General features: G+C 74.6%; 17 protein-coding genes. 15 read left to right on the top strand and 2 right to left on the bottom strand.

Features of this window, described 5'->3' with window-relative positions; all coding sequences use genetic code 11:
* Positions 1-65: 65 nt before the first annotated feature.
* From OHB41_RS49225 to OHB41_RS49200, 6 genes are all read left to right on the top strand, one after another.
* Positions 66-1823, top strand: coding sequence for a class I adenylate-forming enzyme family protein (locus OHB41_RS49225; protein WP_266695905.1), 1758 nt, complete (start codon positions 66-68; stop codon positions 1821-1823).
* Positions 1824-2216: 393 nt separating this feature from the next.
* Entirely contained in the window at positions 2217-2960 is a 744-nt protein-coding gene (locus tag OHB41_RS49220; protein ID WP_266695904.1) for a response regulator transcription factor, read from the top strand.
* A 323-nt stretch (positions 2961-3283) separates the two neighbouring features.
* Positions 3284-3859, top strand: a complete 576-nt coding sequence (locus OHB41_RS49215) for an IS607 family transposase (protein ID WP_266695903.1) — start codon at positions 3284-3286, stop codon at positions 3857-3859.
* Entirely contained in the window at positions 3856-5313 is a 1458-nt protein-coding gene (gene tnpB / locus OHB41_RS49210; protein ID WP_266695902.1) for an IS607 family element RNA-guided endonuclease TnpB, read from the top strand. Before OHB41_RS49215 ends, tnpB begins: the two co-directional genes overlap by 4 nt.
* A 510-nt stretch (positions 5314-5823) precedes the next feature.
* Positions 5824-7035, top strand: a complete 1212-nt coding sequence (locus tag OHB41_RS49205; protein ID WP_266695901.1) for a helix-turn-helix domain-containing protein — start codon at positions 5824-5826, stop codon at positions 7033-7035.
* 330 nt (positions 7036-7365) lie between these two features.
* Positions 7366-7542, top strand: a complete 177-nt coding sequence (locus OHB41_RS49200; RefSeq protein WP_187286092.1) for a hypothetical protein — start codon at positions 7366-7368, stop codon at positions 7540-7542.
* 102 nt (positions 7543-7644) lie between these two features.
* On the opposite strand, the gene OHB41_RS49195 is transcribed toward OHB41_RS49200, so the two are convergent.
* A complete protein-coding gene (locus tag OHB41_RS49195) occupies positions 7645-8118 on the bottom strand; it encodes a DUF1772 domain-containing protein (RefSeq protein WP_266695900.1) in 474 nt (157 codons plus the stop codon).
* Between the two features lie 233 nt (positions 8119-8351).
* Between OHB41_RS49195 and OHB41_RS49190 the strand changes: the two genes are divergently transcribed.
* Positions 8352-9575: an FAD-dependent monooxygenase gene (locus OHB41_RS49190; protein ID WP_266695899.1), complete on the top strand. Its 1224-nt coding sequence runs from the start codon at positions 8352-8354 to the stop codon at positions 9573-9575.
* Between the two features lie 1036 nt (positions 9576-10611).
* Here OHB41_RS49190 and OHB41_RS49185 read toward each other — a convergent pair.
* Entirely contained in the window at positions 10612-11205 is a 594-nt protein-coding gene (locus tag OHB41_RS49185; protein ID WP_266695898.1) for a TetR/AcrR family transcriptional regulator, read from the bottom strand.
* Between the two features lie 283 nt (positions 11206-11488).
* Here OHB41_RS49185 and fabD point away from each other — a divergent pair, with 283 nt between their 5' ends.
* From fabD to OHB41_RS49145, 8 genes are all read left to right on the top strand, one after another.
* Positions 11489-12457, top strand: a complete 969-nt coding sequence (gene fabD / locus OHB41_RS49180; RefSeq protein WP_266695897.1) for an ACP S-malonyltransferase — start codon at positions 11489-11491, stop codon at positions 12455-12457.
* Between the two features lie 210 nt (positions 12458-12667).
* A complete protein-coding gene (locus tag OHB41_RS49175) occupies positions 12668-13090 on the top strand; it encodes an acyl carrier protein (RefSeq protein ID WP_266695896.1) in 423 nt (140 codons plus the stop codon).
* Positions 13091-13245: 155 nt separating this feature from the next.
* Positions 13246-14013, top strand: coding sequence for an SDR family NAD(P)-dependent oxidoreductase (locus OHB41_RS49170; protein ID WP_266708833.1), 768 nt, complete (start codon positions 13246-13248; stop codon positions 14011-14013).
* 32 nt (positions 14014-14045) lie between these two features.
* Positions 14046-14498, top strand: a complete 453-nt coding sequence (locus tag OHB41_RS49165) for a hotdog family protein (protein ID WP_168525326.1) — start codon at positions 14046-14048, stop codon at positions 14496-14498.
* A complete protein-coding gene (locus OHB41_RS49160; RefSeq protein ID WP_266708830.1) occupies positions 14495-15772 on the top strand; it encodes a beta-ketoacyl-[acyl-carrier-protein] synthase family protein in 1278 nt (425 codons plus the stop codon). The genes OHB41_RS49165 and OHB41_RS49160 overlap by 4 nt, the downstream gene beginning before the upstream one ends.
* Entirely contained in the window at positions 15769-16284 is a 516-nt protein-coding gene (locus OHB41_RS49155) for a 3-hydroxyacyl-ACP dehydratase FabZ family protein (protein WP_266708828.1), read from the top strand. The genes OHB41_RS49160 and OHB41_RS49155 overlap by 4 nt, the downstream gene beginning before the upstream one ends.
* Positions 16281-17570, top strand: coding sequence for a beta-ketoacyl-[acyl-carrier-protein] synthase family protein (locus OHB41_RS49150; RefSeq protein WP_266708826.1), 1290 nt, complete (start codon positions 16281-16283; stop codon positions 17568-17570). Before OHB41_RS49155 ends, OHB41_RS49150 begins: the two co-directional genes overlap by 4 nt.
* A gap of 197 nt (positions 17571-17767) precedes the next feature.
* Positions 17768-20128 (top strand): beta-ketoacyl-[acyl-carrier-protein] synthase family protein, encoded by a 2361-nt coding sequence (locus OHB41_RS49145; RefSeq protein WP_266708824.1) that lies wholly within the window; start codon positions 17768-17770, stop codon positions 20126-20128.
* Position 20129 lies beyond the last annotated feature (1 nt).

Genomic DNA, 20129 nt, shown 5'->3' with positions numbered 1-20129 from the left:
TCTTGAGCCGGGACACCTACCGTGAGGCGTCCGCTGTTCCTGCTGTCTGCAGCCAGGAGGCCGCCGTGCCCATCCTCAGGTATCCGCAGAGCCCGCTGGACGACCTGCTGCGGCGGGCCGCGGACCGTGACGGCGACGCCCCGGCCGTGGTCACGGCCGGGGCCGCGGTGACGTACGCCGCCCTGGACCGGGAGGCGGACCGCATCGCCCGCTACGTGGGGCGCACCGTCCGGCGGGCCGACGCCGTCGTCGCCGCGGCCACCACCCTCGACACCGCCTTCCCCGCCGTGTACTACGGCACCGTCCGCAGCGGCCGGCTGCTGGCCCTGCTCGATCCGCGGATGGGGCCGGCCGCGCTGCACGAGGTGTGCGCGGCGGCCGGGGTCGAGATCGCCTTCGTACCCGGAGCGCTGGCCGCGCTGCTCGCCGCACTCGCGGACCGGCTGCCCCGGCTGCACACCATCGTGGTGACCGACCCCACGGACCCCACCGGCCGCCCCGCACCCGTGCGCCCCGCACCCGGCGGCTCGGTATCCGGCGGCTGGGTGCCGGACCGTCAGCCGTCCGGTGTCCAGCTGTCCGGTGTCCAGCCGTCCGGTGTCCCGGTGTCGGATGTTGCGGTGTCGGGTGCTGCGGTGTCCGGTGGGCAGGGGGCCTGCGCGGTGGTGGCGCTGTCCGCGGCTCTGGCGGCGGTGCCCGCCACCGGGTCCGTACGCAGGGCGCGGCCCGGTGTGGACGCGGTGGCGTGCCTGCAGTTCGCGCCGGACGGCGGCGGGCGGTTGAAAGGTGTGCGCATGACGCACCGCAATCTCGTCGCGGGCGCCGCCCAGACCGCCCTGGCCCACCGGCTCGGTGCCTCCTCCGTCGTCCTCAACCATCTGCCGCAGTACCACGCCGTGCACCTCAACTCGGCCGTGCACGCCGGAGCCCGGCAGGTGCTGTGCACGGACCCCGACCCCTTCGGGGCGCTGGCGGAGGCAGCGCGGGCGGAGGCCACGCACTACTACGGGCTGCCCGCCCGGCTGGACCGGCTGGCGGGTGATTCCCGGCTGGCCGCGGGCCGGGCGCACCTGCCCGGCCGGCACCTGAGCGCCATCCATGTCAGCGGCGGGGTACTGGCGCCGGAACGGGCCCGTGCGCTGCGCGACGCGCTGCGCGTGTCCGTTCTGCAGGGCTACGGCCTGACCGAGGTCTTCACGCTCTCCCACCACCAGCCGCCCGGCTCCCGGCCCGGTCTCGGCGCGGTCGGGGTGCCGCTGCCGGGCACCGAGTGCCGGGTCGTCCTGCCCGGCAGCACCCGGCCCGCCGCGGTGTGGTCGACCGGCGAGGTGCAGATCCGCGGACCGCAGCTGAGCCCCGGCCCGGCGGACGGACCCGGCCCGGCACCGCGGGACGCGGACGGCTGGCTGGCCACCGGTGACACGGGCTACCTCGACGCGGACGGCGGACTGCACCTCGTGGACGCGCACCGCTCCGTGTTCACCTGCGACGACGCGCTGGTCGCGCCCAGCGTGGTGGAGCGGGTCATCGGCCAGGACCCGCGGGTGGCCGACTGCATCGTCGCGGACTGGCCCGACCCGGCGCGCGGCGCCCTGGTCTGGGCCGGCGTGGTGCTGCGCGAGGCGCCCGACGGCGATGCCCCCGGTCTCCTCGACGTCCTCGACTCCGTCGCCGAACAGGCCAACGCCCGGCTCGGCCCCGGCGAGCAGATCCGCCGCCTGGAGGCCCTCGACGCCGTCCCCCGCCGGCCGGGCGGCCGGCCCGCCCGCCGCGAACTGCGCCTGCGGCTGCACGCCCTGGCCGCCGGGGAAGCCGCCGCCTGACCCACCCCGGCCGGCACCCCCGGTACGGACCGCGGCACAACCAGCCCGGGGACAAGAAGACAAGGAGACTTGCGGACAAGGGGACTTGAGGGCGACGGACCCCGGACCCGCCCCGCGGGCAACGGCCCCGCGCCCGCCGCCCGGAGGAGACCGGGCCGGAGCCCGCGCATCCCGGCCCCGGCGGCCCGGAGGTCAACGGGCCGGGGACACAGGGCCGGAGAGATCGGAGGCCGGCCGCAGGCGGGGGCCGGGCCGGCGGGGTGAGACGTGGTAGCGGACCGGTCGTGGCCCGCTGGAGCGCACCGGACACGGCGCCGCCCGCCGCCTACGGTGACCTGGCGGGACATCCCGGGATCCGGCGGGACATCCCCGGACGACAGGGAGGAGGCCGCCATGGACGAGCGGCACGCCGCACTCCGGGTGCTCCCCGCGCCAGCCCCCGCACACGACGAACACGCCGGCCGTGCCCCGGCCCCCCGGCCCGGCGCGACGGCCGCCGTGCGGGTGCACGTGGTCGGCGAGGACCCGCTCGCCCGCCGCGGCATCACGGCCCTGCTCGAGGGCCACCCCGGTATCCGTGTCACCGGCGAGAGCGAACCGGGGCCGGAACTGCTGCGCGCGCTGGCCGCCCGGCCGCCCCATGTCCTGGTCGCCCACGGCGCGTTCGCGGGCGACCAGCGCGAGGCCCTGGCCTTCGGCGGCGGGGACCTGCCGCTGCTGGTCCTGGGCGGCCCGGCCCGCACCGACCGTGCCGGCCGGCCGGCCGGCGGGCATCTGCCGGCCACCGCCACCGCGGGCCAGCTGGCCTCCGCCGTGGTGCTGGCCGCGGCCGGCTACACCCTCGCGCACGGACCCGCCCCGGCCCCGGCCGGACGCCGATCCGCCGCCGCGCCCATCCCGCCGATCTCACCGGTCAGCCCCGACCGGCTGACCGACCGCGAGTGCCAGGTCCTCGACCTGCTGGCCCGCGGCCTGTCCAACGGCGAGATAGCCCAGGCCCTGACCCTGTCCGAGCACACCGTCAAGACCCACGTGCAGAACCTGCTGCACAAGCTGCGCCTGCGCAACCGCGTCCACGCGGCCATCTACGCCTTCGAATCAGGCCTGCGCCCCCCGGCCGCCCGCCCCTCCGCCTGACCCGCCCAAGCCCGTCCCCCGGACCCGGCCCTCAAGCCCGTCCCCCGAAGGCGGCTCTCCAGCCCGTCTCGCTTGGCCCGGCCCTCAAGTGCGGCCTTCGAGCCCGGTCTTCAGGGTTTGGGTCTTCGGCCGGACGGCCGCGGGAGCGCCGGGCCGGGCGGGGTGACGGGCCCGGCAGATGACGAAGGTGACGCTGATCAGCAGGGCCCAGGAGATCCATTTGGAAGCGGAGACGGGTTCCCAGCCGTGGAGTTGGTAGGGCTTTCAACTGTTGCATGATCCATCAGTAAATATCAGCTTTTCTCATCTGTTATCTTGATCGCGTGAAGCTTTCCGAATGGGCGGCGCGCAACGGTGTGCACTACCAGACCGCGTGGACGTGGGCGAAAGAGGGCCGCATGCCGGTCCCGGTGCGCCAGACGCCGTCTGGTACGTGGTTGGTCGACGAGCCCGCCCCGGAGACGTCCGGCCGTGTCGTGGCGTACTGCCGGGTTTCGTCGGCGGACCAGAAGCCGGATCTTGACCGGCAGGTGGCCCGCGTGGTCCAGGGGGCTACCGGGCTCGGCCTGCCGGTTGCGGAGGTCGTGACCGAGGTCGGCTCGGGGCTGAACGGGCGTCGGCGCAAGTTGCACCGCCTGCTGTCCGATCCGCGGGCCGCGGTGATCGTGGTCGAGCACCGGGACCGGCTGGCCCGGTTCGGCGTCGAGCATCTCGAAGCCGTCCTGTCCGCCTCCGGGCGGCGCCTGGTTGTCCTCGACCCCACCGAGACCGCCGATGACCTGGTGCGCGACATCACCGAGGTGCTGACCTCGATGTGTGCCCGCCTGTACGGGCGGCGGGCGGCGAAGGACCGGGCCGCCCGCGCGGTGGCCGTGGCGACCGGCGAGGCTGCCGAGTGAAGAAATTCCAGCCACAGCCCGGGTTCCAGGTTCAGGCGTTCCGGTTCGCCCTGGACCCGAACACGACTCAGGAGCACGCGCTGCGCTCGCACTGCGGCGCGGCGCGTGCCGCGTACAACTGGGCTGTCGGTTGGGTGACCGCGTCGTGGTGGCAGCGCCGCGCGGAGGAGTCCTACGGCATCGCCGAGGCCGGGCTGACGCAGTGGCGGCCGTGGTCGCTGCCCGCACTGAGGAAGGCGTTCAACGAGACCAAGCACGCTGACCCCAGGTTCGCCGCCTGGTGGGAGGAGAACTCCAAAGAGGCGTACAACACCGGCCTCGCCAACGCTGCGGCGGCGTTCGACAACTACACCAAGTCCAAGCAGGGCAAGCGGCACGGCAAGCGGATGGGTACGCCCCGCTTCAAGTCGAAGCGGAAGGCCCGTCTTTCCTGCCGGTTCACGACCGGCGCGATCCGCGTGGACACGGGCGGCCGGCACGTGACGCTGCCGAGGCTGGGCACGATCCGTACCCACGAGCCCACGGTGAAGCTCCTCGCGCGCGTTGAGGCCGGGACGGCCCGGATCCTGTCCGCGACCGTGCGGCACGAGCGCGGACGCTGGTACGTCGCCTTCCAGGCCGAGGTCAAGCGCGACCTCGAACGTGTGGCGCGGCCGGACGTGGCGGTCGGCATCGACCTCGGCGTGAAGACCCTCGCGGTCATGGCCGACTCGACGGGTGAGATCCGCACCGTCGCGAACCCCGGACACTACGACCGGGCACGCAAGCAGCTGCGCCGCGCCTCTCGCATCGTCTCCCGCCGCCAGGGCCCCGACCGGCGCACCGGACAGAAGCCGTCGAAGCGGTGGGAGAAGGCCAACGCCGCCCGCAACCGCGTGCACCACCGGGTGGCGAACCTCCGCGCGGACGCCCTGCACAAGCTCACCACGAGCGTTGCGGCCGAGTACGGCACGGTCGTGATCGAGGACCTGAACGTCGCCGGGATGCTCCGCAACCGGCGCCTCGCGCGCAGGATCGCCGACGCCGGATTCGCAGAGATCCGACGCCAGCTCACCTATAAAACCCGCCAGCGCCACACCACCCACCTCGTGGCCGCGGACCGCTGGTACCCCTCCTCGAAGACCTGTTCCGGGTGCGGCGCGGTGAAAGCCAAGCTGCCGCTGCACGTCCGGACCTACGAATGCGACACCTGCGGCCTGGTCATCGACCGGGACGACAACGCCGCACTCAACCTCGCCGCTCTCGCGGCAGCCTGCCTGACTGGTACCGGAGTGGCTGGAGACCAGGACGCCACCGAGGTGGTGTCGAAGCCTCGTAGAGCCGACCAGAAGACCCGCGCCACCCGCACCCGCCGCAAGGCGAGCGCGGGGCGGGCAGGTGGCGCACCCCTGCCGCACCAGCGGCAGGAGGAAGCGAGAGACCGTACTCACGCCGAAGCCCTCACGCTTTGGTGACGAGACGGACCTTCCGGGCCGAAATGCCCGGAATGCTGAGAGCAGCTGAGGCTCTTAGCAACGGCGCACCGTCTGGGCCAGCCGATGTCCTCGTCGGAGGGGGCGGGTGCCTCTCCGGCCGGCCCGCCGGCGCCCGGTGCCCGGGCCCGGCTGCCGTGTCCCGCGGCGGCCGTCCACGCCGCCCGGTGCGCGCACACCGATGGCCTCATCGTCGACTCCCGGACGTTTGACATGCGCAAGGACTCCACGCCGGCCGGGTGTGCCGGCCGGATGATGCCGAGCGTGCCCGGCCGCGCTGGAGGAACGCTGGAGAAGTGCACGAGACGGACGTGAGACGGACGTGAGACGGACGTGAGAGGGGCGTGAGAGGGGCGTGAGGCGGGCGTGAGGTCCGCACGAGATTTCCGCCCCCGGCCTGGCAAAGGTTTGCCCGCGTGTTGCCCGGCGCCCTACGCTCGGGGCGGCTCCCGGCGAAACTTTCTTGCCCGCTCACCCCAGGGGATTCGAATCATGCTGCGACAGCCCGCGTTCGGACACCGCCTGAAGAAGCTCCGGATGGCCCAGGGGCTGTCGCAGACGGCCCTGGCCGGTGAGGGCATGTCCACCGGCTACCTCTCCCGTCTGGAGTCCGGGGCGCGCCAGCCCACCGACCGGGCCGTGGGCTACCTCGCCGACCGGCTGGGCCTTGAGGTCGCCGATTTCGAGGAGCCGGTCACCGGCTCGCTGGCCCACGCGCTGACCCTGGCCTCCTCCACCGGTTCCGCGGACGCCATCGAGGCGCTGCGCGCGGCACTCGCCGCCGAGGGCCACGAAAGCGCGGTGCTGCGCTGGCAGGCGCTGTGGCTGCTGGCGAGGGCCGCACGCCTGCAGGGCGACCATGCCGCGGAGCGCGCCCACCTCGCCCAACTGGTCGCGCTCGGCGACGAGGTGGGCCTGGCCGAGCTGCGGGTGCGCGGCCTGACCCGGCTGGCACGCTGCCTGCGTTCGCTCGGCGAGATCACCCCCGCCCTGGACGCGGCCGTCGCCGCCCACCGGCTCGCCCTGGGCGAGGACCTGGGCGTCGAGGACCGTGCCGCCGCGCTGCTGGCCCTGGTGTCGGTCCAGGCGGAGGCCGGGCAGGTGCCGGAGGCCCGGGTGCACGCCGACGAACTCACCGCCCTGGTCGAGGGCCGCAGCGACACGCTGTGGGCCGAGGCGATGTGGACGGCCGCCGCCGTGCGGGTGCGCCAGGGCGACCACACCGGCGCGCAGCACTGCCTCGACCAGGCCCTGGAACGCTTCAGCAGCCAGGAGGACCTGGTGCTGTGGCTGAGACTGCGGCTCGCCGCGGGCCGGCTGCACCTGCAGAAACTGCCCGCCGACCCCGCACAGGCACAGCGCTGCGCCGAGCAGGCCGAGGCCGCTCTCACCTTCGTCGGCACCCCCGCCCTGCGCCAGGACCTGACCGCGCTGAAGGCCGATCTGGCCTTCGCCACCGGCCGCTACGACGATGCCCGCGCCCTGCTGGGCGGCCTGGCCGGGGACGAGCCGAGGATGACCTACCGCGACCGGGTCCGGCTGGAGATCCTGCGCCAGCAGCTGCTGATCCTGGGCGGCGACGTCTCCGGCGTGGACGGGCTGCGCACCCTCGCCCAGCAGGCCCAGGCCGACGCCAACATCGACCTCGCCGCGGAGATCTGGCGCACCCTCGCGGACGCCCTCACCCCCGCCCCGCCGGCCTGAGGACTGTCCCCGCACCCCCCCCGCACACCCCCCCCGCACACCCCACCCCGCACACCCCACCCCGCACACCCCACCCCGCACACTCCGCCCGGCACGCTCACCCCCCCCGGCACGCCCACCCTCGTGCGTCCCGGTCCCGGTCCCGGGGCCGGCAGCCGGCGGGGCGGGAAATTCGGATGGCCGGCGCAGCGGATTTCCCGCCGCCCCGGGGGATTTGCTTTCCCGCCTTCCCGCCTTCCCGACCTTCCCGCTTTTCCGGGTTTTTCTCGACGGCGCCTCGAATTCCGGTGGACGGGGCGGAAGTTGCCTTGACGTGTGGAGTGCCGGTTCGTGAATCTCGGTACGGTACTGGCCGTTCACGCCCGAAGGGACACCATCGTGGTCAGCAAGAAGAGGAATCCCGCAGGACCCGAGCCGGAGCTCATCCCCGCCTTCGGCAGTGAGGTCACCGACGGTCTGGACGAGGACACGGAGGCGGACGTCCTGGGCAGCATCGCCCTGCAGTAGGGCGGCGTCGCGCAGCAGGACGGCGGGCGGACACGGGGAGGGGACCCGCCCGGCGGGTCCCCTCCCCTCGTCTCCCCTCGTCCCGTCCGCCGGCCGGTGCCGTCAGGACGTCACGAGCGCCACGCACATCGCGCCCAGGGCCACCGCCTGCAGCACGACCCGGGCGTTGATGACGCTGTCCCAGGTGCGCTGCAGGCCCCGCGCGTCGGGCGCGGTGCGGCAGTCCAGCGCCGCGCCGGTGAGCTCCTTGTTCACCGGCGCGCTGACCTTGTTGTAGACGGCCAGCCACACCACCAGGGCCAGCGCCGCCACCGCCGCGGCGACGGCCGGCGCCGTCTCGCCGCCGAAGCCGGCCGCGACGGCCGTGGCCACGGTGGCGACCAGGCCGAAGACGCCCGGGACGGGCATCCGCCGGTCCCCGAAGCGGTGGATCTGCCCCATGGTGCTGGTCAGCACCGCGTCGTCGACGTGCGCGAGGGCGGGCCGCTGGACGATCGCGGAGAAGACGTCGGTGCCGTAGACCACCGCGTTGGCCATCGTGGCCACCACGGCCAGGGTTTGTACGAGCGCTTCCATCACAACCACCCTTGTCCGTCTGCCGGTTGCCACAAGGGCCTTGCCGCCCCGTGGATATATCAATGCTAGATGTCCTGCCGACACTATCAAGTTCAGTGCTTCGAATGCTAGCGTTGACAACTGCATTGGTTCGCAAGGGATTCAGCGGGGACGTGGGACGGCCCGGCCGCGGCGGTCCGCCGTACCGCGCCCTGCGAGGACATCCGCCCGCACCGCCACGAGGAGACACCCAGATGGCCATTGGACGTGCCCGTCGCGTACTCATCGCCGGCGGAGGGATCGGCGGCCTGGCCGCGGCCCTCGCGCTGCAGCGCAGCGGTGTGGAGTGTGTGGTCTTCGAACGGGCCGAGGAACTGCGCGACGGCGGCGCGGGCCTGCACATCTGGACCAACGGAGTCCTCGCGCTGGACTATTTGGGCGTGGCCGGCCAGGTCCTGGAGACGGCCCCCGCGCAGCAGGTCGCGCACTTCAGCACCCACCGCGGCGAGGTGCTGGGCGCCTGGCCGGTGGGTGACTTCGTCGAGCGCTACGGAGCGCCCACGATCGCCGTCGAGCGCTCCGTCCTGCACGGTGTGCTGCGCGACGCCCTGCAGGGCTCCCCGGTGCGCACCGGGGCGCACGTGGTCGGCTTCGATCAGGACGAGGACGGGGTCACCGTGCGCTTCGCGGACGGCGGCAGCGAGCGGGGCGACCTGCTCATCGGGGCCGACGGCATCCACGGCACCGTCCGCGACTGCCTGTTCGGCCCCGCCGGCAACCGCTACAGCGGCTACATCGCCTGGCGCGGCCGCTCCCCCCTCCAGCACCCCGACATCCCGCCGGGGACCTTCAACGCGATGTTCGGGCCCGGGGTCCGGTTCACCTACTACGACGTCGCGCCCGGCCTGGTGCACTGGATGAGCGTGGCCAACGGGCCCGCCGGCGGACGCGACGAGCCCGGCGTGCGTGAGATGCTGCTGCGCCGGCACCGGGGCTGGGGCGGCCCGGTCGCCGACATCCTCGCCGCCACCCCGGAGGAGGGCATCATCCGGGGCGACGTCGAGGGCCGCCGCCCCGAACGCCGCTGGGGCCGCGGCCGTGTCACCCTCCTCGGGGACGCCGCGCACCCCATCACCTTCAACATCGGCCAGGGCGCCTGTCAGGCGCTGGAGGACGCCCTCGTGCTCGCCGAGCACCTGGCACCCGCCGGCGGCGACCCGGTCGCGGCGCTGCGCCGCTACGAGCAGGAGCGCCGCGCCCGCACCGCGCCGCTGCAGCGGATCGCGTGGCGGATCGGGCGGATGGGCGCGGTGGAGAATCCGCTGCTGATCCGGGCGCGCGAGGCGTTCATGCGCAAGAACTGGAACACCAAGGCCTTCGCCGCGGCCGAGAAGGGCCAGGTCTCCTACGGCACCCGCTGGGCCCGCGAGACCCGCCCGGACCACCCGGTCCCCGCCCCCCGCACCACCGTGGACTGACGCCGGGCCCGAACTCCGTTGGTCCGGCCCCGGGTTCGTGCCATCGCGGACCGGCCCCGGGCCCGTACCCCGGTGGGTCGCCTCCGGGTTCGTGTCACTGCGAGCCGGCTCTGGGCCGCGCCATGGTGGACCGGCCCCGGGCCCGAACTCCGGTGGTCCGGCCCCGGGTTCGTGCCATCGCGGACCGGCCCGGGCCCGTACCCCGGTGGGTCGCCTCCGGGTTCGTGTCACTGCGGGCCGGCTCTGGGCCGCGCCATGGTGGACCGGCCCCGGGCCCGAACCCCAATGGGCTGATGCCAGGCCCGAACCCCGCTGGGCTGACCCCAGGCCGGCAGCACCGTGGACCCGTCCCAGGCCCGAACCGCCGTGCACCGGCCCCAGGCCCGCACCGTCCTGGGCCAACGCCCCGGCCCGGCCCGGGCCCCGGGCCGGTCGGGGGCGCGCCCTGGCCAGGGGTGCAACTCGGACAGGGGCGCACTCTGCTCCAGGGCGCACTCTGCTCCAGGGCGCACTCCGGTCCGGGGCGCACTCCGGTCCGGGCTCCGCCTCCGGTCCGGGGCGCGCCCGAGCGCTCCGGACCCGAGCGCTCCGGACCCGGCCGCCCGCGCGCGTCGGCCGCCGAGGCATCGGCCCCGGGCCGCGCTCCCGCCGGGGAGGGCAGCGGCGGCCGGAGCGCCCGCCTGCCGCAGCCGTCGAGGGGGCCCGCCCGAGCACCCCCGCCTGCGTACCCCGGCCCGTTCCCGAAGCCACCGGCCGGCCACGGCGCCCGCCCCGCCCCGATACGGCACTTCCGGGACCTCGGCCGCACCCTCAACTCCCCGCCGCCACGGCCCGCGTTCACGCCCCGCAGGGCACGGCCTCACGATCCACGCCGGGACCGACCGCACCCGCCCCGCCCACGCGCCGGAGCCCGCCCGGAACACCGCACCCAGGGCCGGCTCCCCGGGATGGCACCGAACCGCAACAGGACCCGAAGCAACGACATGGACGCCCCGCCAGGAAACACCCCCGGCCGAAACCCCGCACCGCCTCCGGGTCAGTCCGGCGGAGCCGCCCGCTGCGGCGCCGACGGCCGCGCCGCGGCCCGTGCCGCCGGGTACAGGCCGTCCCAGACCGGGTGGTCGGGCGGAAACCCCAGGGAGACCAGGACGTTGACCAGCATCCCGTACGCCATGAACGTGGTGGTCCGGCCGGTGTCCGCGCCGAGCGGCAGATGGACGGTGTCCCACAGCCGCTGCCACTCGGCGCGGACCGCCTCGCCGAACCCGGCGTCGCCCCGCGCCTCGCACGCCGCCACCGCGACGTACACCTGCATCTGCATCAGCAGCCGTTCCGGTTCCTTGAGAATGACGCGGGTGTACGCGTTGGCCATCGCGCCCAGCGCCTCCTCGCCGCTCAGCCCCTCGGTCGCCTCGGCGAACAGCCGTGTGGTGTCGGCCAGGCAGCGCCGCGCCGCCGCGAGGAACAGCGCCCGCTTGCCCGCGAAGAGGCGGAAGAGGTACGGCTGCGACACCCCCGCGCGCCGGGCGACGGCCTCGGTGGAGGTGCCGTCGTACCCGCCCCGGGCGAACTCGCTCAGGGCCGCGCGGATGACGCTCTCGCGCCGCTCGTCTGCACTCATCCTCACCATGACCGAAAGTTAGTGGTTGATCACTAACTCGGTCAAGGGGGGCGGGGCGGAAAGCCCGGCCCGGGTGGAATCCGGGTGGAATCCCGGCGGACCCCGGCGGGAAAAGCGCCCCCCGGGGACGGGGGAATCCGGTGGAGGAAATCCCGCGCGGTGGTGCCGGTCCAGACGCATTCGAGGAATGCGCCAGAACTCCGTGCCAGATTCACAGAATCGAGATCCGCTCGCCGACGGCTCGATGACCTTTCTCCGGCGCTTTCGTCAACTCAGTGAGGCAGGAACGGGGATGATCGACAATTTCTTCACGATGTTTCCCGGGCAGGGCTCGCAGCGCGCGGGCATGGCCGGGCATCTGCTGCGTGAGCACCCCCGCACCGCCGGACGCGTCCTGGCGCGCGCGCAGGACGCCACCGGCCTGCCGCTGACCGCGCTGTGCAGCACGGCGGGGGAGGAGGAGCTGGCCCCGACCGAGATTGCCCAGCCCGCCATCGTCGCCACCAGCCTCGCGGTGCTCGAAGTGCTGCGCGAGGAGGCCGGGTTCGTGCCGGCCGTGGTGGCCGGGCACAGCCTGGGCGAGTACACGGCGCTGGTCGCCGCCGGGGTGCTGGGCGCCGACGAGGCGCTGCGGCTGGTGCGCCGCCGCGGCGAGCTGATGGCCGGCGTCTCGCGCCGGGCCGGCGGGGCGATGACGGCCGTACTGGGCCTCGACCCCGCCCGGATCGAGGAGATCTGCGCCGGCTGTGCCCCGCTGGGCGTGGTGGAGATCGCCAACTACAACGAGCCGGGCCAGACGGTGATCTCCGGGCAGCGCGCGGCGGTCGAGGAGGCCGCCCGCCGCGCGCTGGCGGCCGGCGCCGAACGGGTGGTGGCGCTGAAGGTCTCGGCGCCCTTCCACTGCTCGCTGATGCGGGCGATCGAGGACGAGTTCGCCGCCGAACTGGAGCGCGTCACCTTCGCCGCACCCCGGCTGCCGGTGATCAGCTCGGTCACCGGCACCCTGGTGCGCGACGGCGCGCACGCCCGGGACCTGCTGCGCCGTCAGCTGGCCGGGCCGGTGCGCTGGGTGGACGTGCTGGGCGCCGCGGGAGCGCACGGGACGGGCGGCTGCCTCGAGGCCGGCCCCGGCCGGGTGCTGAGCGGCTTCGCCAACCGCACCGGCGTCCACTCCGTGGTGCGCAGCACCCACGACGCGCGCCGCATCACCGCGCTGCTGCGCGAGCTGAGGCAGGAGTCCGCCCCTGACGCCGCCGCCTGACCCGCCGCGCGGGGCGGCCCCCGACCCACGGGCCCCCGCCCCCCGCCCCCGCACCTGCTCCCCCTGCCCGTCCTGCTCGTCCTGCTCGTCCTGCTCGTCCTGCTCCCGTCCTGTTCCCTCTTCTCCTTCTTCCCTCTCCCGTTCCCGTCCGTCCGGTGCCGGCCTCCGGTGCCGGCACCGGAGAACGACCCATCCGAAAGGCAGCCAACGGTGTCCGAAACCCTGACTTCCACCTCGACCGACTACTTCCATGCGGTCCAGGCCGCCATCGCCGACGCCCTCGGCATCGACGAGTCCGAGGCGGTTGCCGAGGCGACCCTGCTCGGACAGCTGGGCGCCGAGTCGATCGACCTGCTCGACATCCTCTTCCGCATCGAGCGCGCCACCAAGGTGAAGATCACCGTGGCCGACATCGCCGCGCTGCTCCAGGGCGGCATCCCCGACGAGGAGTTCGGTGACGAGAACGAGGTCGTCAACGACACCGGCCTCACCCACCTGGAGAAGGTCCTGCCGCAGTTCGACCGCAGCCAGCTCGCCGAGCCGCTGACCGCCGAGGGCGTGCTGGGCCTGTTCACCGTGCAGAACCTGACCGACCTGCTGACCGAGCGGGCCGCGGCGCAGAACGCCGCCTGACCCCACCCGGCCGGTGGTGTGCGGGCAGGCGGCGTCCCGCGCACCACCTGTCGCCTCCCGCCCCTCCCCTGCCAGCGGCCGGCCGGGGTGCGGCCCCTGTCCGCGCGGGCCCCGGCAGCCGCCGCCCACCTCGTAGCAGAAACGGGAAGAGACAGATGAAGCTGAAGGACCGCACCGCCCTGGTCACCGGTGCCTCACGCGGCATCGGCCGGGCCATCGCCCTGGCCCTGGCCGAGCAGGGGGCGGCCGTCGCCGTCAACTACCGCTCCCGGCAGGAGGACGCCGCCGCGGTCGTCAAGGAGATCGAGACCGCGGGCGGCCGGGCCGTGGCGATCGGCGCCGACGTCGCCGACCCGCAGCAGGCCGCCCGCCTGGTGCAGGAGGCCACCCGCCTCCTCGGCTCCCTCGACGTGCTCGTCAACAACGCGGGCACCAGCGACGACGGCCTCATCTACGACGCGCCGCCGGACGCCTGGCTGAACGTCATGAAAGTCAACTTCGGCGGCGCGTACCACTGCACGCACGCCGTCATGGAGCAGTTCATGGCCCACGGCGACGCCACGATCGTCAACATCTCCTCGGCCATGGGCGAGCGCGGCTGGATCGGCCAGGCCAACTACTCGGCCTCCAAGGGCGCGCTGAACTCCTTCACCCGCTGCGCGGCGATCGAACTCGCCCGCTTCGGCGTGCGGGTCAACGCGGTCCTGGCCGGGTTCACCCCGACCGACCTGGTGGACGGGGTGATGCAGCGCGACGGCGGCCGCAGCATCAAGCGGCAGATACCGCTGCGCCGCTTCGCCACCGTCGAGCAGGTCGCCGCGGCAGCGGTGTTCCTGGCCGGACCCGACTCCGGCTACACCACCGGCGAACTGCTCTGCGTCGACGGCGGGTTCTCCGCCCAGCTGGGCATCGGCCGTCCGTAACGGACCGTGAGGGAACGGAAGAAGAGACGACGATGCGATTCCATCTGATCGACCGGATCGAGACCTGGACGCCGCGGGAGCACATCACCGCGCGCAAGGTCACCTCCGTCGACGAGACCTACTGGCAGGACACCGGGAGCGGACCGGCACTGCCCTTCGGGCTGGCCCTGGAGGCGCTGTGCCAGTCGGCGACCTGGCTGATCATGCTCTCCACCGACCACCGGCTGCGTGCCGCGCTCCTCGCCGTCGGCGAGGCCACCGCGCACCGCGCCGTACGCCCCGGGGAGGTACTGCGCATGCGGGCCACCATCGAGTCGATGACCGAGGAGGCCGCCCTCCTGGACGGCACCGTGACCGCGGACGGCGAGGACGTCCTGAGCGCGAGCGGCATCCTGTGCGCGCTCATCGACGCCGAGCGCCTCGACGACCCGGCCGACACCCGGCGCATGGCGCACCAGCTGCAGGGCGGAGGGCCGGTGGGATGACCCGTGTAGCCATCACCGGAGTGGGGGCCGTCACCCCGCTCGGCAACGACGCCGACAGCACCTGGCAGTCGCTGGCCGCCGGACGCAGCGGCGTCGGCCCGCTCACCACCTTCGACGCCTCCGGCTTCCCGGTGCGTATCGCCGCCCAGGTCAAGGACTTCGACGCGGCCACGGCGATCCCCGCCCGGGTGGGACGCAAACACCTCTCCCGGGTCGGCCAGTTCGGCGTCGCGGCCGCCTGGGAGGCACTGCGCAACGCGGGCGCCGACGAACTCGGCGAGGACGTGTACCCCTTCGACGAGCGCGGTGTCGCCATGGGCGCCAGCGTCGGCCGGCCCGAACTGCAGGCCCTCCTCGACGTCGGTCACCTGCGCGCCACCACCGGCCGCCCGGACGCCTTCCTGTGCCACCCGCCGGCCGTCACCCTGACCGACGACCAGAACGTGCCGCTGAGCGCCATGGCCCGGATGATGTCCGCGACCGGCCCGATGATCGGCATCTCCACCGCCTGCTCCGGATCCGGGCACGCCATCGGGGAGGCCTTCCGCGCCATCCAGGAGGGCGACGCCCAGCTGATGGTCGCCGGCGGCTACGACTCCCTGACCACCTGGCTCGACCTGCTCGGCTTCAGCCTGCTGGGCGCCCTGACCGACCGTCACAACGACGACCCCGAGCACGCCTCACGGCCCTTCGACGCCGACCGCTCCGGCTTCGTGGTCGGCGAGGGCGCCGTCGCCGTGGTCCTGGAGGACCTGGATGCCGCCCGCGAACGCGGCGCACCGGTCCTCGGCGAGGTCCTCGGCTACGGCTCCACCCTCAACGCCTGGCGCATCACCGACTCGCCGCCCGACGGCTCCGGCGCGATCCAGGCCATGCAGGCGGCACTGGCCGAGTCGGGCGTGGGCACCGGCGGCATCGACTACGTCGTCGCGCACGGCACCAGCACCCACGGCAACGACCAGTCCGAGACCGTCGCCATCAAGAAGGTGTTCGCCGACGACGCCCGCCGCCTGGTCGTCAGCGCCCCCAAGTCGATGGCCGGCCACCTCACCTCGGCCAGCCTGGGCCTGGGCGTGCTGGCCGCACTCGGCGCGATCCGCCACCGCCTGGTCCCGCCCACCGTCAACCTCGACCAGCCCGACCGCGGCCTCGACCTCGACTACGTGCCGCACACCGCCCGCCCGATGCCGGTGGACGCGGCCCTCATCAACGCGTTCGCGTTCGGCGGCAGCAACACCAGCCTCGTCATCGGCGCCCCGCGGGAGGACACATGACCACCACCGCCCCGCAGACCGCCCCGCAGGGTGCCGCCACCACCGCCCCGCAGACCGCCACCGCCCCGCAGACCGCCACCACCCCGCAGACCGCCGCCGTCGCGCAGGCGCCGGCCGGCACCGGGGGACTGCCGGCCTTCGACCGGCTGCTGGAACTCGCCGAGGGCGAACGGGCCGTGGCCGTGCGCAACGTGCCGGCCACCCTGGCGTGCTTCACCGCCCACTTCCCGCGCCACCCCGTCCTGCCCGGCGTGCTGCTGCTGGAGAGCCTGGCCGCCCTGGCCCGCACCGCCGCCGGCCCGGGCGCCTGGCGCCTGGCCGGCGTGCGCGGGGTGCGCTTCAAGCACTTCGTCGGCCCCGGCGACCAGGTGCACCTCACCGTCGAGGTGAGCGAACACAGCCGGCAGCGCACCGAATGCCGGGCCACCGCCCGGGTCGAGGGCCGGGTGGTCGCCACCGTCCGCGCCCTGACCCTGGTCAGCGCCACGACGACCTGGGAGGGCACAGCATGAGCGAGCAGCGCCGCCGCGTGATGGTCACCGGCATCGGCCTGATGACCGCGATCGGCCAGAGCGCCGCCGAGACCTGGGACAGCCTGCTGGAGGGCCGCTGCGGCATCGGCCCGCTGCGCGCCTACGACCCGGCCCCGCTGCGCACCGGCATCGGCGCCGAGATCCACGGCTTCGACCCCACCCGGTGGGCCGGCCGGCGCACCCTGCGCATGCTGTGCCGCGGCGACCAACTGGCCCTGGCCGGCGCCACCCTGGCCCTGCGCGACGCGGGCCTGGACGGCGAGAGCGACCTGGGACAGCGCACCGGGCTCTTCCTCGGCAGCAACAAGGAAATGCCCCGCATGGACGAACTCATCGCCCAGCTCCAGGCCGTCCGCGCCGACGACGGCACCCCCGACCTGCACCTGCTCGGCCGCACCGCCTCCTCGGTGGTCGCCCCGCTGTTCTTCGTCGAGGGACTGCAGCCCGCCGCCGCCTTCCACATCTCCGAGAAGTACGGCATCCGCGGCGCCAACGCCTACTTCGCCGGCACCGCCGACTCCGGCGCGATGGCGATCGGCCGGGCCATGCGCACCGTACGCCGCGGCGAGGCCGACGTGGTCCTCGCCGGCGGCTACGACGACGCCACCGGCTGGTGGGCGATGTCCAAGATGGACGGCCTCGGCGTCCTGAGCACCCGCACCGACCTCGGCCAGGAGGCCTTCCGCCCCTTCGACCGCGACCGCTCCGGCTCCGTGTTCGGCGAGGGCGCCGCCCTGCTCGTCCTGGAGGAACGCGCACACGCCCTGGCCCGCGGCGCCCACTGCTACGCCGAAGTCACCGGATTCGGCGCCGGCAACGACTGCGTCCGCCCGCCCAGCCCCCAGCCCCGCGCCCGCGGCCTGGCCCGCGCGATCACCCGCGCCCTGCGCGACGCCGAACGCCCCTTCCCCGACGGCGGCTACATCGCCGCGCACGGCTGCGCCACCCCGCAGGGCGACGCCAGCGAGACCGTCGCCCTGCACGACGCGCTCGGCACCGCCGCCAAGTCCGCCCAGATCAGCAGCGTCAAACCACAGACCGGGCACCTGGTCGGCGGCGCCGGCGCACTGAACGCGGCCGTCGCCGCGCTCGCCCTGGACAGCGGCACCGTGCCCGCCACCCTCAACCTGCACCGCCCCGCCCCCGAGTGCGACCTCGACTACGTCCCGCTCAGCCCCCGCCACACCCGCCCCGACAGCGCCCTGGCCCTGGCCCGCGGCCTGGAGGGGCAGGCCGTCGCCGTCGCCCTGGGACGGCCCTCGTGACCCGGCAGCCCGACACACCCGCCATACCCCGCACACCGGCCGCACCCGGCCCGCCAGCCGCACCCGGCACACCGGCCATACCCAACACGCCTGGCACACCCGGCACATCAGCAGCACCCGGTTCACCCGCCATACCCGCGATACCCGCAGCAGCTGGAATGCCCGCAACACACGGCATCCCCGAAAGGAGTGCGGCCATGACCGACGTCTACGACCACGACACCCGGCCGGACGCCGCGGCCCGGCCCCGGACCGTGGTGGTCTGCGGCGTCGGCGCCGTGACCGCCCAGGGCGAGGGCGCCACGGCGCTGTGGGAGGGCATCCGGGCCGGGCATTCCGCCATCGGCCCGGTCCGCGGCATGCCGATGGACGGCTACGGCACGGCCATCGGCGGCGAGGTACCCGACCCCTCCCGGCCCGCCTACGACTACCTGGCCTCCTTCGGCGGCCGCGAGCGCGAGCCGGCGATGGACTTCGCGCTGACCGCCGCCCAGGAGGCGATGGCCGGCGCGGGCCTGGGCGCGCTGCCCGCCGAACGCTGGGGCGTCGCCTTCGGCTCCTGCAACGGCGGCCTGCGCACCGCCGAGAAACTCGCCCGCCGCAGCCGCGAGGGCACCGCGCCCCCCGACGACGGCCGGCACTACCTGCTGGTCCCCCCGCAGGCCATCGCCGAGGCACTCAGCAGCGCCTTCCGTCTCAAGGGCCCCGCGCTGAGCGTCAACACCGCCTGCGCCTCCGGCGCCCACGCCATCGCGCACGCCGCCGAGGCGATCTCCGCCGGCCGCGCGGACGCGATGCTCGCCGGCGGCAGCGACGCCTTCACCGAGACCGCGTTCGCCGGCTTCACCAGCCTGCAGTCCCTGTCCACCAAGCCCGCCGCCCCCTACTCCAAGGACCGCGACGGACTCTCGCTCGGCGAGGGCGCCGGCATGCTGGTCCTGGCCGAGGAGTCCGTGGCGCGCGCCGCCGGCGCCCCCATCCTGGCCGAGGTCCTCGGCTACGGCCTGTCCGCCGACGGCTACCACGCCACCGCCCCGCACCCCGAGGGCGAGGGCGCCGCCCGCGCCATCCGCGGCGCCCTGAAGGCAGCCGGCATCACCCCGCAGGACGTCGGCTACATCAACGGCCACGGCACCGGCACCCCCAAGAACGACTCCGCCGAGTCCAACGCGGTGCGCGCCGCGTTCGGCGAGGCCGCCGACAAGACCGCGCTCAGCAGCTCCAAGTCGATGATCGGCCACCTGCTCGGCGCGGCCGGCGCGGTCGAGGCCATCGTCACCGTCCAGGCCCTGGTGGAACAGACCGCCCCGCCGACCGCCAACTTCACCGGCACCGACCCCAAATGCGGACTCGACGCCGTCCCCGACACCGGCCGTGAACTGGCCATGAACGCCGCCCTGTCCAACAACTTCGCCTTCGCCGGCGCCAACGCCTGCGTCGCCTTCGGCTGGCCCTCCGGCCGCCGCTTCTCCGTACCGGCCCCGCCCGCCGCGGAGAAGGTCGTCATCACCGGCGGCGCCGCCATCACCCCGGCCGGCGAAGGCCTGGAAGCACTCTGGGAGGCCTGGCGGCACGGCGGACGGCTGGGCGCCGAGGAGGACGGACTGCACGTCGCCCGCGCCGACTTCGACCCCGCCGCGCACATCAGCGCCCGCGACCGCCGCCGCATGGACCGCCTCTCCCAGCTCGCCGTCGCCTCCTGCCGCGCCGCCCTCGCCCACGCCGGCCTGGACGCCGACGAGCACACCGGCGTCGTCCTGGGCACCGGACTGGGCCCCATGCGCAGCATCGAGGACTTCCTGCTGCCCGTCCTGGACGGCTGCCCCGCCGAGGGCAGCCCGGCGGTCTTCCCCAACACCGTCTTCAACGCCGCCGCCGGCCAGGTCGCCATGCACGTCGGCGCCAAGGGCCCCACCTCCACCGTAACCACCGGCCACGCCGCCGGCGCCTCCGCCCTGACCGTCGCCCACGACCTGCTGCTGCAGCACCGCGCCGACGCCGTCCTGTGCCCGGCCGTCGAGGACCTCTCCCCGGGCGTCCTGACCGCCTACCGCGGCCTGCCCCTGTTCACCGACACCGGCTACACCCTCGCCGAGGCCGGCATCACCCTGGTCCTGGAACGCGAGTCGAGCGCCCGCGCCCGCGGCGCCCGCATCCTGGCCGAGTTCGCCGGCCACGGCACCGCCTGCGACGCGGCCGGCGTCGGCCGCTGGGACGAGGACGGCGAAGGCGTCGAACGCGCCATGCACGCCGCCCTCGGCCACGCCGGACTGCACCCCGGCGAGGTCACCGCGATCTGGGCCAACGCCGCCGGCCTCACCCGCGCCGACGCCCCCGAGGCACGGGCCACCGGCCGGCTCGCCGCCGAGTCCGGCTGCCCCGTGCACACCCCCAAGCAGACCCTCGGCGAACCCGTCGGCGCCGGCGCCCAGCTCGCCGCCCTCCTCGCCGTCACCGGCTGGCAGGAAGACACCCCCGCCGGCCCGGTCCTCATCAACAGCTCCTCCCTCGGCGGCACCCACATCAGCCTCGTCCTGCGTCCCGCAACGGAGAACTGAC

Source organism: Streptomyces sp. NBC_01571, from assembly GCF_026339875.1.
Taxonomy (GTDB): Bacteria; Actinomycetota; Actinomycetes; order Streptomycetales; family Streptomycetaceae; genus Streptomyces.
This window is presented reverse-complemented; position numbering and strand designations above follow the sequence as displayed.

Bases quoted from the DNA above. Each gene is read 5' to 3' on its own strand.
- OHB41_RS49205 (WP_266695901.1), top strand. From the start codon at position 5,824: ATGCTGCGACAGCCCGCGTTCGGACACCGCCTGAAGAAGCTCCGGATG.
- OHB41_RS49170 (WP_266708833.1), top strand. From the start codon at position 13,246: ATGAAGCTGAAGGACCGCACCGCCCTGGTCACCGGTGCCTCACGCGGC.
- OHB41_RS49190 (WP_266695899.1), top strand. From the start codon at position 8,352: ATGGCCATTGGACGTGCCCGTCGCGTACTCATCGCCGGCGGAGGGATC.
- OHB41_RS49195 (WP_266695900.1), bottom strand. From the start codon at position 8,118: ATGGAAGCGCTCGTACAAACCCTGGCCGTGGTGGCCACGATGGCCAAC.
- fabD (WP_266695897.1), top strand. From the start codon at position 11,489: ATGATCGACAATTTCTTCACGATGTTTCCCGGGCAGGGCTCGCAGCGC.
- OHB41_RS49185 (WP_266695898.1), bottom strand. From the start codon at position 11,205: ATGGTGAGGATGAGTGCAGACGAGCGGCGCGAGAGCGTCATCCGCGCG.
- OHB41_RS49155 (WP_266708828.1), top strand. From the start codon at position 15,769: ATGACCACCACCGCCCCGCAGACCGCCCCGCAGGGTGCCGCCACCACC.
- OHB41_RS49160 (WP_266708830.1), top strand. From the start codon at position 14,495: ATGACCCGTGTAGCCATCACCGGAGTGGGGGCCGTCACCCCGCTCGGC.
- OHB41_RS49145 (WP_266708824.1), top strand. From the start codon at position 17,768: ATGACCGACGTCTACGACCACGACACCCGGCCGGACGCCGCGGCCCGG.
- OHB41_RS49220 (WP_266695904.1), top strand. From the start codon at position 2,217: ATGGACGAGCGGCACGCCGCACTCCGGGTGCTCCCCGCGCCAGCCCCC.
- OHB41_RS49165 (WP_168525326.1), top strand. From the start codon at position 14,046: ATGCGATTCCATCTGATCGACCGGATCGAGACCTGGACGCCGCGGGAG.
- OHB41_RS49150 (WP_266708826.1), top strand. From the start codon at position 16,281: ATGAGCGAGCAGCGCCGCCGCGTGATGGTCACCGGCATCGGCCTGATG.